Consider the following 15,092-nt stretch of genomic DNA (forward strand, 5'->3'; position numbering starts at 1 on the left):
ACTCCTTAAACAACGTAGTTTATTCTTTTCTCAAATGGTACTACCCCTATAAAATTTTTTACAAAGCTTGAATTGGATTTATAAAATATTTCATCAGGTGTTCCAATTTGAACCATATTTCCTTTGTTCATTACTGCTATTTTATCTGCTAACTCCAATGCTTCATAAAAATCATGAGTTACATGTATAATGATGCTTTCTGTTTTTTTGTGTATTTCTTTTAAAATATCAATAAATTTTTTCTTTGTAGAAGGGTCCAATGCACTTAAAGGTTCATCAAATAGGAGTATTTTAGGCGATGTAATTAAAGCTCTAGCAATAGCAACTCTCTGCTGTTCTCCACCACTTAAAGTCTTTGGCTTTCTGTCTAATAGATGTTCAATTTGAAAGTTTGAAGCAATATTATATAACTTTTTTTTTATTTCTTTTTTAGAAAATTTTTTTCTCTTTAAACCAAAAACTATGTTTTCTCTCACAGATAAATGTGGAAATAGCAAATAATCTTGATATACAAATCCAACTTCTCTATCCTCTGGATACAAATTATTTATTTCTTTTCCATCAAAATATATCTTTCCTTTATCAGGTTTATACATACCAGCGATGGTTTCTAATATAACACTCTTTCCTGTTCCAGTAGGTCCTAATATTACAAAATATTCTCCTTTTTTTATTTTGAAATTTATATCTTTTAATTGAAATTCTCCTAAAGTTTTATATATATGTTCAATATTTAACATTATATTCCTCCTATAAATATTTTTCCCCAAGGAGTTCAAAAATAAATAACGATATTAATGATATTATAATGAGTATGGAGGCAACAGATAGTGCGGTATTTAAATCACCACAAGACATATTTAAGTATATGGAAGTTGGAAGAGTTTCTGTTTTCATTCTTGTAGCACCTGCTATCATCAAAACAGCACCAAAATCCCCTAACGCTCTTGCCCATGTAATAATAATACTTGCCAATATCCCGTTCTTTGCCAATGGCAAGGTTATAGTCATAAATGAAGTCAAATTTGTACATCCTAAAGTCCTTGATATAAACTCTATTCGAGGATCAATATTTTGTATGGTTGATTTTACAATCCTTATTGTGTAGGGAACATTTATAAAAAACTGAACTAGGATTATTCCTTTTACTGTAAATATGAATTTTAACCCTAAGTTTTCTAAAAAATTACCAAATCCTGTGTTCCCAAAAAGAATAAGTAAAGAAATCCCTGCTACAATTGGAGGAAGTGCCATTGGAATATTAAACACAGCATTAACAATTTTTTTACCTAAAAAACTAAATCTTGCTAATCCATAGCCTATTGGAACTGCAAAGATTATACATAATATGGTAGATATAAATGAAGTAAAAAGACTTAATTTCAATGCAAATTTTATTTCAGTTGTTTGAAAGCTCTCTTTTAAATTCGGTATCCCTTTTATAAAAACCATTAGAACAGATAAAATAACAAATGTCATTAAAAGCACCGTAAATATTAAAATAACTCCTTTAAATAAAATATTATAACCTTTACGTCTCTTCTCCATCTTATCTTCCTCACACTTTAATCAATTATTTGAAATCCATACTTTTCAAATATATTTTTTCCTTTATGACTAACCACAAAATCTACAAATTCTTGTGCTAGATCTTTATTTAATGAATTTCTTATAGTCGAAATAGGAATTGTTTTTATAATATTTTTCTCCTTTGGTATTTCTATAATTTTTACATCCTCAGCATCATTTAAATTATCTTCCCACATAATGGTTGCATCTGCCTGCTTCATGGATATATATACCAAAAGTTCATTAACCGTAGCTGTAGAAGCTACCTTATTTTTGCTTACTTTCTCATATAAATGCTCTTTCTCTAATATTTTTCTACTTACTTTACCTATAGCACAAGCTTTTTCATCTCCTAATACTACTTTTACATCTTCTTTCCCTAAATCTTTTATGCTTTTGATTTCTGCTGGATTATTCTTTGGAACTACAAGCACAGGAATATGATATGCTACATTATATCTTTCACCAACTAACCCTTTTTTGTCAGCTTCTTCATAATAAAAGGATGACCCAGGAATAAATACATCTCCTTTCCTGCTTAATTCTATTTGACTTAAAATTTGTGCCGAGCCTCCATAAGTATACTGCACTTCAATATTGTATTTTTCTTTAAAAATTTTTCCTAGTTCATCCATAGGTTTTCTTAATCCTGCACCACTATAAACTTGTAATGTTTTCGTTTGCACATTATCTTGTTTTATACTGCTACAACCTAAAAGTAAAATAGAAATCATAGTAAAACAAATTATCGTTTTTATTTTATCCATTTCCTATACCCCTTTTCCGAATGTACAATCAGGAAATCTACATACTTCACATTCCATACAAAATCCTCCATGCCCATATTTAGCTATGTCACTTGCTTTAAGTCTTTCTTTTATCAATAATCTTGGAAGTATAAGATCAAATACTGTTCTTTTTGCATACATAACACATCCTGGTAATCCTAAAATTGGAATATCCTTTTTATAAGCTAATAAAAACATTGCCCCAGGCAATATAGGTGAACCATATGTAATAATTTCGCCTCCTGTTTTTTCGATAGCTGTTGGTGTTACATCATCTGGGTCCACTGACATACCTCCTGTACAAACAACCATATCTGCTCCTTTTTCAATCCAGCTTTCAATGGCATTTCTTATTTTATCTGGATCGTCTGGTAAAATCGTTTGCCCAAGTACTTCGCAATCATATTCTTCCATTTTTTTTCGAATAACAGCTCCAAAAGCATCTTTAATTCTTCCATAATATATTTCATTCCCTGTTGTAACAATTCCCACTTTCATTTGTTTATAGGGAATAACTTGTACGATTTTTTCATTTCCTATAATCTCTTCTGCTCTTTTTATTTTTTCTTCTTCGATTACAAGGGGAATAACTCTTGTTCCTGCTACTTTCTTTCCTTTCCTTACAGGATAGTTATTATGCAGTGTAACTAGGATCATTTCTCCTATTGAATTTAACTTATACAATAATTCTTTATTAATTTTTAAAAGACCATCGTATTCTGCAATAAAATTAATTTTTCCTTCTTTTACTTCACTAAATGTAATACCTGCTCCAGCAGTTAATTTCCTTAATCGCTCTGCTGCTTCATTTTCATGTAAAACCCCTTCTTTTTTCTCCCATACATAAATATGGTCTTTTCCTAAAGAAAGCAATAAAGGTATATCTTCCTTTTTAATGATGTGTCCTTTTTTAAAAGCCCTGTCCTTTATTTTACCAGGAATAATCTGTGTAATATCATGGCATAAAACTGAACCAATTGTCTCTTTAACAGGAATTTTTTTCATATTTGTCACCTCATAAATATACTTGTCCTCTTTGTAATAATATTAAAATAGCTTCTAACACTCCGCCAGCAACATTTCTTCCTTTATCACTAATCAAACTACAATATTTCTTATCTTTTCTAGGATCTATATCCCCTATCTTTTCATTCTTCTTCACAAATAAGCCATCCTTAATGAGCCCTCTTACAACCCCATCAATTTCTGCATTTACTACCAAATCTCCTACAGAACAAATCCTCTCTCCCTTATTTATAAAATCCCCTATTTCTACGTGATTTTTAACAATACCCATACATGGAGCTCTTAAAACTCTCTCAATTGTATATCCTTTTATTGGGCCAGGTACTCCTGTATTTGCATCAGCTTTTCCCTCAAATAAAATTCTTCCCAATTGATGTCCTCTATTAGTTTCTATCACTGCATCAACATCCAATCCAGCCGTAAATCCAGGTCCTAATGCTATAACAATCGGTGCATCTGTTATTTGGGTTCCACAATTTTTCTTTGCTAAAATAGCATCTATCAATATTGTAGGTTGAATTTTTTCTAAAATCTTACACGCAGGATCAACAAAGACAGGAATTTTTCCACTTTTAAGAATCCTTTCTATGTCTTTTTCTTTTTCTGCAAATGCAGAAGTAACCCCTTCTACGGTCCACTCTTTTTCATAAATACAATTGGCAAATGATACTGTTCGTCTTACCATCATAGGTTTTTCTAGTTCTGTGATAATCACTTTAAATCCTGCTCTAAATAGTTTATAAGCTACTGCTGTAGCTATATCTCCTCCCCCCTTAATAATAACTATATATTTTGAAAACATGCTAATCACACTCCCTATGAAGTTTTAAAAAAGATCCCTTTTTGTTATATTTTACAGCCTGAATTTCAGCCATAATGGACAGAGAAATTTCTTCTGGTGTTTCCCCTCCAATATCTATCCCTATAGGTGCATGAACCTTTGACAGCTTTTCTGCTTTAATTCCTTTTTTCTTTAATTTTTCAAAGGAAGCTATAACTTTTTTGATACTTCCAATCATTCCTATATACCTTGCACCAGAATCAATCACTGCTTCTAGTGCTTCTTGATCATGTTTATGCCCATGACTTACAATGACAATATTTGTTTTTTCCCCTATTGGATATTCTCTAAGATTTTTCTCTATATCCCCTACAATTAACGCATCTGCTTCAGGAAATCTCTCTTTACATGCATATTCTTCTCTATCATCTATTATGACAACACGATATCCTAAAAGATCTGCCATCTTGCTAAGCTTAAATCCAATATGACCTGCTCCAACAATTAAAAGTTCATCTTTGCTTTTAAAAACCTTTATAAATACATCTACACTTCCTCCACAAATCATTGGTAGAGAATCTTTTTTATTACTTTTATTCAATTCATAATGAACAGATTTTGAAATTCCCCTATTTATACATTCTAAAGCATCTTCTTTTGCTTTTTCTTCTATCGCTCCTCCTCCTATTGTTCCTTCAATTAAATTTCCTTCTTGATCAACAAGCATCATACTTCCCTTTCCTCTAGGACTGCTTCCTTGTGCATCAACTACCGTAACTAATGCAACATCTTTATTTTCTTCTAAACACAATAATAGTTCTTTTACTAATTTTTGTTCCATCCTCCACTCACTTCCAATCTTGTATTATTTCAGATAATTGTAAAAAGTAGCATAGCTTTTTACAATTATCTATACGATCTTAAAATACATTTATATTTACTTAATCTGTTTTCCACACTAATTTAATATCATGCACGACTAATATATAGTTTTAAATCTGATTGTTCAATCTATTTTCTATTGTACTATTACTATTATTCATACTTATCTACTTAAGAAAACATTCAAATATTTTTGCCCCATAAAAAGTAAACTTTTCTTTCAGTTTTTCTGCTACCTTCATGACAACTCCTCCACATACAAAAGTTACTCTACTTGCCTGTATTAAAGCTAAAAAATAGGATGGTGTCTCAACTTTTGATACACCATCCTAATATTATTAAATTAAAGAGTTGCTATTAATTCTATTTCAACTAATGCACCCTTTGCTAAGTCAATTCCTCCTACAGTACTTCTAGCAGGACATTTTTCTGCAAAATAAGCAGCATATACTTCATTCATTTTTGCAAAATCCTTTAGATCCTTTAAAAACACTGTTGTTTTAAATACTTTTGACATATCACTTCCAGCTGCTTTTAAAATTGCTTTTCCATTTTCTAAAGCTTGTCTTGTCTGTTCTTCAATACTGTCTGCAATTTCTCCTGTTTCAGGGTTAATTGGTAATTGTCCTGAAGTATAAACCACATCCCCAACAATTACACCTTGTGAATAAGGTCCAATAGCTCCTGGTGCTTTTTCTGTTGCTATAATTTGTTTTTCCATTTTTATTCCTCCTAATCATATTTATATTATCTACAATATTTGTCTCTTAAACCTAGTACATATTGAACTGTTCTTTCAACACCTTTTACCTGTTCCTCAATTAAAATCTCTAAAAGTTCTTCTGGTGGATAGTAATAATCTTTCGGTTGAATACCATATTTTTCATATGGTTGAGGTTCAACTTTAAATGCACCTTCTCCTACCTCATATACACCACCCGTTCCAGGCTTCCTTTTAAAAGGTGCTACATAGGGATTACACATCTCAATATTAATTCTTGTCAATGGAGATTCTTCTACTAATATCTTAAAGCATTCATCTAAGTCTATATTTCCTTCCCCAGCAGGAACTCCACAAACCTTATATTCATCTCCATCTCTAATAATAATATGATCCTTAAAATGTGTTGTAAATGTATAATGAGCTAATTTCCTAACAGCTTCAACTGGATCTTCCCATGCCATCATTGCATTCCCAATATCACAATGAGCTCCTACCCAAATACTGTCAACCTCTTTAATAATTTTAATTACTTCATCTGTTGTCTCTTCTTCATGATTTTCAACGGCTAGTTTAATTCTGTATTTTTTAAGCAGTGGTACAATTTGTTTAATATCCTCTGGGGCTCTTTCTAATCTTTCAGGCTCATAAACACCAAAACAGCAATAGGTACGAATTACATCTGCACCGATTTTGTGTGCAACTTCTATAACCTTTGTTAAATGCTTAGGATCTGTTCCCTTTGTGTCAATTTCTGCACATAATCCATATTTTTGAATTTCTTTTTTTACTTTTTCTAGATGTTCAGGATCTGCACTGCCAAGAGTTCCCCAATCAGGATCTAGATTTTTATCAGGAATAATATTAATCATTACACAATCTAATCCTAATTCAGCAGTTTTTCTGATGAAATCAAAAATATCCATGCGTCCATTTTGAAAAAGTAAATGATAGCTTTCCGTTTCTAACCCTATTTTCAAAGAAATCCCTCCCCATTTAAAGTTGCCTATCCTTTAAAATTACCTCTTATTTCTCAAGAAGTTAATATCATTATATATTAGTTTTTTTGTATTTTCAATCGATGTTGACGTTTTTGTTTGTTTTGTGTGGTTTTTATCTATAAAAAAAGCTACAGAAGTACAATCTACATACTGTAGCTTTTTATATTATCTACAATATTTATCTCTTAAAGCTAATACATATTTTACTGATTTCTCAACTTCTTCAGCCTGATATTTAATCATTTTTTCAAGGGCTTCTTCTGGTGGATAATAATACTGAGAAGGTTTAACAAAACTTGGATCAATTGGTGGTTTTTCAACTTTAAATGCCCCTTGCCCTACTTCATATACGCCTCCTACTCCTTTTTCTTTTTTAAAGGTTGCTACATATGGATGGCACATTTCTATGTTTATTCTTGTCAATGTGGTATTTTCTACTAATAATTTAAAGCATTCTTCTGTATCTATATTTCCTGAACCTACTGCAGTACCACAAACTTTGTATTCACCTTCATCATAAATAATGATATGATCTTTAAAATGTGTTGTGAATGTATATGGCGCTAGTTTTTTTATTGTATCAATAGGTTCCTCCCACGCCATCATGCCGTTTCCAGTATCACAAGTTGCGCCAACCCAAGGACTTCCTACTTTTTTAATGATATCAATTATCTCATCAGCAGTTTCATACTCATGATTTTCTATAGCTAGCTTAATTCTATATTTACTTAGTAGTGATAAAACTTCCTTGATTTGTTCAGGAGCACATCTTATTTCCTCTTGCAAATTGTCTCCACAGCTAATATATGTACGTATTACATCTGCCCCGATTTTATGTGCAACTTCGATTACTTTTGTTAGTTTTTTAGGTTCTACTCCTCTAGTATCAATCTCAGCAAATAATCCATATCTTTGTATTTCATTTTTTACTTTTTCTAAATGCTCAGGGTCAGCACTGCCAAGAGTTCCCCAATCAGGATCCAGATTTTTATCATGAATAATATTGATCATTACACCATCTAAACCTAATGCTGCTGTTTTTCTGATGAAGTCAAAAATGTCCATGCGTCCATTTTGAAAATGCAAATGATAGCTTTCAGTTTCTAATCCAATCTTCATATGCGTCCTCCTTTTCTACACACAAGTTATTGTCTCATTTATAATGCTAATACGATTATATATTAGTCCTTATGTGGTTTCAAGCGTTTAGTTGTTTTTTTTTGTATTTATGTGCTTTGTATCTAGTTTTAATATCCTTATATGTGTACTTATAATTATTCTTATCTTCTTACATCACTTAAACTTTTAATTATTTTATGATAAAAATAAATTATAAAAAACACCTATAGTGTAAACAAGTTTCCACTATAGGTGCTTCAACGTTATATATTCACTTTGTATTTATCTTAATATAGTCTTGAAAGATCTTTTTCTATCTATTCTTTAACAATTTCTATTCCATTTTTTAAATATTTATTTAAAATCTTATCATCTAATTTAGAATCGGTTATAACTAAATTTGCTTCATGAATATCTGTTACTTTAATCAAGGATACACTGTCTATTTTACTGCTATCTGCTAATATAATAACTTCTTGAGAAATTTCTATTAACTTTTTTTCTATTTGAACCTCTCCAGGCAAATAATCAGTAATCCCTCTAGTTAAGGATACCCCACCTACACTAATAAATGCTTTATCAACAATAAAATCAGAAAGTACATTTTCAGAAAGATCACCATAGAAAGCATATTCTTTATTGTTGAGTATGCCCCCTGTTAAAATAATGGTGAAGCTATCCACATCCGCTAATTCACTAGCAATCATTAAAGAATTTGTTATAACAGTAAGTTCCTTAAAGTTCTTTTTTAATTCTCTTGCAATTTCTATATTGGTGGTACCATTATTTAATGCAATAGATTGTCCCTCTTCTATATACCGAATAGCAATTTTTGCAATTTCTTTTTTTTCATCAGCAAATTCTTTTTCTCTTTTTACATAGTTCAACTGATGAACTTTGTTTTTTTTTAATACAGCCCCACCATAAACACGTTTTAATAATCCCTCTTTTTCTAAAGTTTCTAGATCTCTTCTTATTGTTTCAATAGAAACATCAAATAATTTTGTTAGCTTAGATACCTTTACACTTCCATCTTCTTCAAGTATTTGTAAAATACGATCTTTTCTCTTTTCTGCTAACAATAGGTTCTCCTCCCTACACTAATTTACTAAGTTTCATTCTATATTTAAACAATAATACAAGTCAAGTCTTTACTACTACTATATGTAAAATATCACACTTTTTTTTTAATATCAATTATTTTTTAATACTCATTTCTTCTATTTTCTTAATATACCCATTATCTGAATTGAAAAATTCCTTTGTAAATTGAACAACCTGAGGACTAAGCAACATAATAGCAATAAGATTCGTAACAATTAAAAGGCCTAAAATACTGTCTTGAATATACCACACCAAATGCAAACTACTTAGGGACCCAACAATAATTAAGCATAAAAATGGATATTTAAAATAAGCTGCCTTTTTAACATCATATACATAAGTCAATGCTACATTTCCAAAATACCATTGAGCCAATATAGATGAAAAAGCAAATAAAATCATACTAATCCCCACAATATATCGAAATAAAGGATGTACTTGCCCAAAGGCAATACTAACTAGCATTGCAGGTGATGCTCCTGTTTCAAGCACCCCTGAAACAAGCACTACAAATGCGGTGATTGAACAAAGAAATACCGTATCAATTAAAACTTCTGTAACCCCAAAAAGAGCTTGTCTTACAGGATGATCCGTAATAGCTGAAGCATGAAGAACTGGAGCAGACCCTTCCCCTGCTTCATTTGAGTAAAGCCCACGTGCCACACCAAACCTCATAGCTTTACGAATAGAATATCCAACTGCACCAGCAACACCTGCTTTCATTGTGAAAGCACTTTTAAAAATAAGTCCAATTACAACAGGAAAATTTTTAATGTTTGCAAAAATAATAATAAATCCACCTAATATATAAAAGCCTGCCATAAAAGGTACCAATTTTTCAGTAACTTGACCAAGTCTCTTAATTCCACCTACAATAATAAGTCCAACAAAAAAAATAAGCATAAGAGCTGTAATAATTGGTGTAATTCCAAACAGATCTTTTACAACCACAGCAACAGCATTAGACTGAATCAGCGTACCACCAGAATTTTGTAAAATAAGCAAAATAGAATATATAGTAGCAAGCCAAGGTAGCTTCAAGCCTTTAGAAATATAATACATCGGCCCACCAACATAAGTTCCATCTTCAGCTTTTTCCCTATAATGCATACCTAGAAGGATTTCAGCATACTTGGTAGCCATTCCTAATATTCCAGCTAACCACATCCAAAATATTGCACCAGGTCCTCCACCAACAATAGCAGTAGCAACGCCTACAATATTTCCATTTCCTACACAGCTTCCCAATGCTGTACATAGAGCCTGAAATGGAGTAAGGGTTCCTTCACCCACGTTTTCATTGCCTTTTTTGAACGGTTTTATGAGGGTTTCATGAAAAATATAAGGCAGTTTCCTTATTTGAAGAAATTTTGTTATGAATGTGAAATAAGCTCCAACCCCAATAAGTGTAACGATGAGCCAATTACCCCATACTAAGTCTGCTAAGTTTTTGAAAAAATTTTCTAAAGCAATCATAAATTCCCCTCCTCTTTTAATATTTGTTTCTGACTTCACATATTGGAAGCGTTTGCCTTCAATGGGATTGAATTCTTATAAATTGCATTTCTTAGATCCACAATTTTCGCTTTTTAAGGTATTTTGTTTGTGTTTTGTGATTTTATATGAAATTTTGTTGTGTTTCATACTTCATATTATCATTTTTAGAAAACATTTGCAAATATTTATATTATTTCTTGTGTGATTTTGACTTTTTGGTAGACAAAAATAGTTGCAGAAATATTTAATAAAATATTCTGCAACTATTCATAACTACTTTCTTTATTATGAAAAACATTATTTATGTAGCTGATGCTTCCTTTCTCTTATTAATTATGCGAACTAAATAACTGCTAATTAAAAATCCTACTACTGCGAAACCTGCCATAAGCATAAATACGATTCTATATCCTGCCATTCCAGGGAATCTATCTAACATATTACCATATAAAGAGTAGCAGAAGATTGCTGGAGCATACCCCACAAAACTTCCTATTGACATAGCAGATCCACTGATTTCGCGAGGAACATTAATTTCTTCCATAGGAGCAAAGAACACTGCTCTCATTGTAAATACAATTGCTCCAAAACCAAGTGTAGCTGCCATTCCAATATACACATTCATAGACTCATGAGGTAATAACATAAATATAACCATACCTATAATTGTGGCTAAAAAAGCTACTCTTAAATACTTTGCTGAAGATTTAAACTTCTTATCGGCTAAAAATCCTCCTACAGGTCCACCAACCATTTTTAAGCCATATTGGTTGATTATACCGTAAGCTCCTACTAATGTCACTGGCAAACCGTAAATATCTTTTAAGAAAGGAATAAAATAAGTCAAACCACAATATACTGCATATACAGAAAATACTGTGAATGCAACTACCCAAATTTCTTTCATTTTTAATGCCTTCACAATACCTTGAAATGCTATCTTATTTTTATTAGGATCTTTGCTTTTAGCAATTTCATCATGTTCTAGACAGAAGAAAGTGATAACCCCTACTCCTATTACTGTTATAGAGAAGAATAATATAGCTCCTCTTAAGCCTGCTGCACCCTTACCTATACATGCAAATATCGCTAATGCAGTAAAAGCTACAATCGTGTCAACTACTCCTCTACCAGCTTCAAGGAAACCAAACATTCTTCCTTGCTCTTCCTTATTTCCTAACGATCTTATAGATTTTAACAAAATTGGCCAATAAGTCAATTCACAAGTTATACCAAACATTGCCCAAACAAATAATATACCATGATAACCCGGGAATGTTGCCAAGTACAATCCAAGACATCCCGTTGCTATTAATGAAAATGGTAATAATATTTTCTTTGAAAATCTGTCTGCTATAAACAGTGTGCCTAAATAAGCAAATGTTGCAATCGTTGAATAAACAGACATAGCATTACCTATTTGTGTGTGTGTTAAATGAAACTGCTCCTGCATTGGAACATAAAATGCATCTTTTAATGAGGATAGCTTGTAAATTGTTCCTCCTCCCAACACCAACACAATAAATGTAAACCACTTCTTAAAATTACTACTTTTTGTATTCAACCTAAAAACCTCCTTTTAGTTATGAATGATTGCAATATTTCAAAAGCCTTTCCAAATATTGAAAACGCTTTCAATTATTATCCTAAGTATATAATAGTTTTTGTGGATTGTAAAGTTTTTTTCTGGTTTTTGTTGTTGTTTGTTGTGTTTTTGTGCTGTCCAAATGTTTTTTTAAAGAATTTTGACACCACTGAAGTAATCATAATTGCTTCAACCATTGCTGCTGCATGAGATAGTTTTACATTCGTTTCTAATATAATATTTATTGTTCCTGGATCTAGCTCTCTCTAATTCTTAAAAAATTTTATATCTGCAGGATAACTTGCTCTGCGAGCATTAGACAAACCTATCGTAACAAAACTCTCAACAATCACATCTTTATTGACTACAGCATAATTACTAAATGAATCCATAGTGGCTGCAGTCTCATCATACCTACACATTTTCCTTTCCAGTCATGCTGATCTATATACTTTTGAAGAGTTACATCTGGTGGTAACAAATCCCTTTTATTGTTTTCAATATTCTTAGAAACCTTCATAGATTATTGTAAATTTTCCCTACACTATTTAATTGTATTTATGTATGCTCCCTTTATTTTTTCTCTGTGTTTTAGTTGATGTTGCGTGTAATTGTGTGTTGTTATATCGAGTTTCAGTTGTTTTTTTTATACATAGCTGATATGATAAAAACAATAACAAAGTTAAATTTTCATGCAACCTTTTTGGCATAAATAAATTGGTAAAGGAGGTACACCATTTTGAAAAAAACAATCAATCGAAGCGTTATAGACTATTTTATTGTATATTTGGGATGTATGATTCAAGCCTTTGCTGTTACAGCTATTTTAAAACCTAATGGATTAATTGTAGGAGGTTTTACAGGGGTTTCTCTTGTATTAGGAAAGTTATTCAGTATCAAATACACGTTTATTTACTATTCTTTATGCCTTTCTGTCTTGATTGTAGCTTGGCTTATTCTGGGTAAAAAAGAAGTTTTGAAAATTATCCTTTTATCTACTACCTATCCCATTATATTAATCTTATTTGACAACTTGAATCTAAACTTTATTGATGCAAATGCTACTGATAAACTCCTATCTTGTATATATTACGGTATCATCGCAGGAATAGGTATGGGACTTATATTAAGAAAGGGATTTTCTCAGGGCAGTTCAGATACCATCGCAAAAATTATTCACAAGAAAATATTCCCTTTTTTAAGCATTGGTCAGATCTTACTCATTATCGATATTTGTATCTTATCTGTATCTGGTTTTGTTTTTGGACGTAATGCGGTATTTTATGCACTTATTATGCACATGATCTATACCAAAACAGTGGATACCGTTTTATTCGGATTTGGATCATCTTTAGTTAAAATAGTCATTATTAGTAAAGAAACAGATAGGATTACATATTATATTTTAAATACCATTAATAGAGGAGTTAGCCTAGGTAAAGTAACTGGTGCTTTTTCTAATAAGCACAAAACTAAAGTTATCTGCATCTGTTCAGCTCGAGAATCAATACTGATTAAAAATTTTGTAGCTAAAATAGATCGTAATGCCTTTATTAATCTTGTTCCTGTAATTTCTGCATGGGGGAAAGGATACGGATTTAGCAATTTAGAATTAGATTAAATAAACAAAACCTGGCTATCTCGTAGATACCAGGTTATTTATTTTAAAAAATATACATGGTTCTAATTTTTTATTTTCCCATACTCTTTAATTTCTTCTGTTCCCTTATCCTTATCTTCATTTTTGAATATTTTCTTCATCATATATTTTTTCTTTTTTCTAAGTATTATCTCCACTATAAAGACGTTTTAGCGACGGCAAATTAGTATGATAGATATAAATACAACTCGATTTAAAGGAGGTTATTAAAAATGGATGTTAGACAATATCTAACCCCTGCTGAAATTGCATCTTCTACATTAGAAACAGGTATTAAAAAAGCAAATCTTTCAAGGAGTTCTCAACTCCTATTAAGTATTTTAGCAGGAGCATTTATTGCCTTTGCTTCAGAAGGGTCAAACATGGCTGCATTTAATTTATTTGCAAACTCTGAAACCTATGGTTTAGGAAAAGTTTTAGCAGGTTCTATTTTCGGAACGGGTTTAATGCTTGTTCTATTAGCAGGAGGAGAATTATTTACAGGAAATACATTAATCATAATAAGTGTTTTAGAAGGTAGAGTAAAAGTAAGTAATATGCTAAAGAATTGGATTACTGTATATATAGGAAATTTTATAGGTTCTATACTTATAGCTTTTATGATGGTACAATCAGGTTTATTTAATAGTGGTGCCCATGTACTTGGCGGCGTAACTATCAAAATTGCTTCTTATAAGGTTGGATTATCCTTTATGCCTGCCCTTTATTTAGGAATCATGGCAAATTGGCTCGTTTGTTTGGCTGTATGGTTAGCCTATGGAGCAAAAAGCATCATCGGAAAAATATTAGGAATATTTTTTCCTATATGGCTTTTTGTTACATCTGGTTTTGAACATAGTATTGCAAATATGTACTATATTCCTGCTGGAATCTTGGCCAAAACCAATAGCAGTTGGGCAGCAGCATCACATCTTTCACCAGAAAAATTAGCAAATTTAAATTGGACCACTTTTATCACCAAAAACCTAATCCCTGTAACGATCGGAAATATCATTGGAGGAATTTTATTTGTAGGAATTGTTTACTGGCTTGTTTACTTAAAAGAAAAAAGAAATACTGTATCAAAAGCTAATTAAATCGAGTAGGAGCTAAATAATTATTTTATTTAACGTCCTCTCACACCACCGTACGTACGGTTCCGTATACAGCGGTTCAATAGAAATTAACATACTCGTGCATATGTCTCTGATAAAGATATTAATCCTGATTTTTTTAGTTTTGCATTAGTAATGGTTCTTTGTAAGATTGGGCTTTTGGCTATTCGCCAATAGCCTTTTCTTGTATTTGCAAATTCCCACGCTTTATCCACGCTTTATTTTTCCCCATTCCCAACTTCATAAGGTTTTTATATTTTGTTTT

The 15,092-nt window shown here is 31.4% G+C and carries 15 protein-coding genes; 2 read left to right on the plus strand and 13 right to left on the minus strand.

Features of this window, described 5'->3' with window-relative positions:
• Positions 1–5: 5 nt before the first annotated feature.
• The 13 genes from FQB35_RS12430 to FQB35_RS16480 form a co-directional block, all read right to left on the minus strand.
• Positions 6–740 (minus strand): ATP-binding cassette domain-containing protein, encoded by a 735-nt coding sequence (locus tag FQB35_RS12430; RefSeq protein WP_148810201.1) that lies wholly within the window; start codon positions 738–740, stop codon positions 6–8.
• A gap of 10 nt (positions 741–750) precedes the next feature.
• Complete coding sequence (locus FQB35_RS12435) at positions 751–1,548, minus strand: ABC transporter permease (RefSeq protein WP_148810203.1); 798 nt, start codon at positions 1,546–1,548, stop codon at positions 751–753.
• A gap of 17 nt (positions 1,549–1,565) precedes the next feature.
• Positions 1,566–2,336, minus strand: a complete 771-nt coding sequence (gene modA, locus FQB35_RS12440; protein ID WP_148810204.1) for a molybdate ABC transporter substrate-binding protein — start codon at positions 2,334–2,336, stop codon at positions 1,566–1,568.
• Between the two features lie 3 nt (positions 2,337–2,339).
• The gene (locus FQB35_RS12445) at positions 2,340–3,362 is read right to left on the minus strand and encodes a molybdopterin-binding protein (protein WP_148810206.1); all 1,023 of its coding nucleotides are present in this window, start codon (positions 3,360–3,362) and stop codon (positions 2,340–2,342) included.
• Positions 3,363–3,372: 10 nt separating this feature from the next.
• Positions 3,373–4,185: a selenium-dependent molybdenum cofactor biosynthesis protein YqeB gene (gene yqeB, locus FQB35_RS12450; protein WP_148810208.1), complete on the minus strand. Its 813-nt coding sequence runs from the start codon at positions 4,183–4,185 to the stop codon at positions 3,373–3,375.
• 1 nt (position 4,186) lies between these two features.
• Positions 4,187–5,005 carry an XdhC family protein gene (locus FQB35_RS12455; RefSeq protein ID WP_148810210.1) on the minus strand — a complete coding sequence of 273 codons (819 nt, stop codon included), beginning with the start codon at positions 5,003–5,005 and terminating at the stop codon, positions 4,187–4,189.
• Positions 5,006–5,389: 384 nt separating this feature from the next.
• Positions 5,390–5,767 (minus strand): RidA family protein, encoded by a 378-nt coding sequence (locus FQB35_RS12460; RefSeq protein WP_148810211.1) that lies wholly within the window; start codon positions 5,765–5,767, stop codon positions 5,390–5,392.
• A 26-nt stretch (positions 5,768–5,793) separates the two neighbouring features.
• Positions 5,794–6,747, minus strand: a complete 954-nt coding sequence (locus FQB35_RS12465; protein WP_148810213.1) for a sugar phosphate isomerase/epimerase family protein — start codon at positions 6,745–6,747, stop codon at positions 5,794–5,796.
• Between the two features lie 186 nt (positions 6,748–6,933).
• Complete coding sequence (locus tag FQB35_RS12470) at positions 6,934–7,887, minus strand: sugar phosphate isomerase/epimerase family protein (RefSeq protein WP_148810215.1); 954 nt, start codon at positions 7,885–7,887, stop codon at positions 6,934–6,936.
• Between the two features lie 317 nt (positions 7,888–8,204).
• Positions 8,205–8,969, minus strand: coding sequence for a DeoR/GlpR family DNA-binding transcription regulator (locus FQB35_RS12475; protein WP_148810216.1), 765 nt, complete (start codon positions 8,967–8,969; stop codon positions 8,205–8,207).
• Positions 8,970–9,084: 115 nt separating this feature from the next.
• Entirely contained in the window at positions 9,085–10,467 is a 1,383-nt protein-coding gene (locus tag FQB35_RS12480; protein WP_148810218.1) for an alanine/glycine:cation symporter family protein, read from the minus strand.
• Between the two features lie 322 nt (positions 10,468–10,789).
• Complete coding sequence (locus tag FQB35_RS12485) at positions 10,790–12,052, minus strand: MFS transporter (protein WP_148810220.1); 1,263 nt, start codon at positions 12,050–12,052, stop codon at positions 10,790–10,792.
• 287 nt (positions 12,053–12,339) lie between these two features.
• Positions 12,340–12,465 (minus strand): hypothetical protein, encoded by a 126-nt coding sequence (locus FQB35_RS16480; RefSeq protein WP_269902691.1) that lies wholly within the window; start codon positions 12,463–12,465, stop codon positions 12,340–12,342.
• A gap of 347 nt (positions 12,466–12,812) precedes the next feature.
• Between FQB35_RS16480 and FQB35_RS12495 the strand changes: the two genes are divergently transcribed.
• Both FQB35_RS12495 and FQB35_RS12500 read left to right on the plus strand, forming a co-directional pair.
• Positions 12,813–13,694 carry a YitT family protein gene (locus FQB35_RS12495; protein WP_207707306.1) on the plus strand — a complete coding sequence of 294 codons (882 nt, stop codon included), beginning with the start codon at positions 12,813–12,815 and terminating at the stop codon, positions 13,692–13,694.
• A 251-nt stretch (positions 13,695–13,945) separates the two neighbouring features.
• Entirely contained in the window at positions 13,946–14,809 is an 864-nt protein-coding gene (locus tag FQB35_RS12500) for a formate/nitrite transporter family protein (protein WP_148810224.1), read from the plus strand.
• Positions 14,810–15,092 lie beyond the last annotated feature (283 nt).

Source organism: Crassaminicella thermophila, from assembly GCF_008152325.1.
GTDB lineage: Bacteria > Bacillota > Clostridia > Peptostreptococcales > Thermotaleaceae > Crassaminicella_A > Crassaminicella_A thermophila.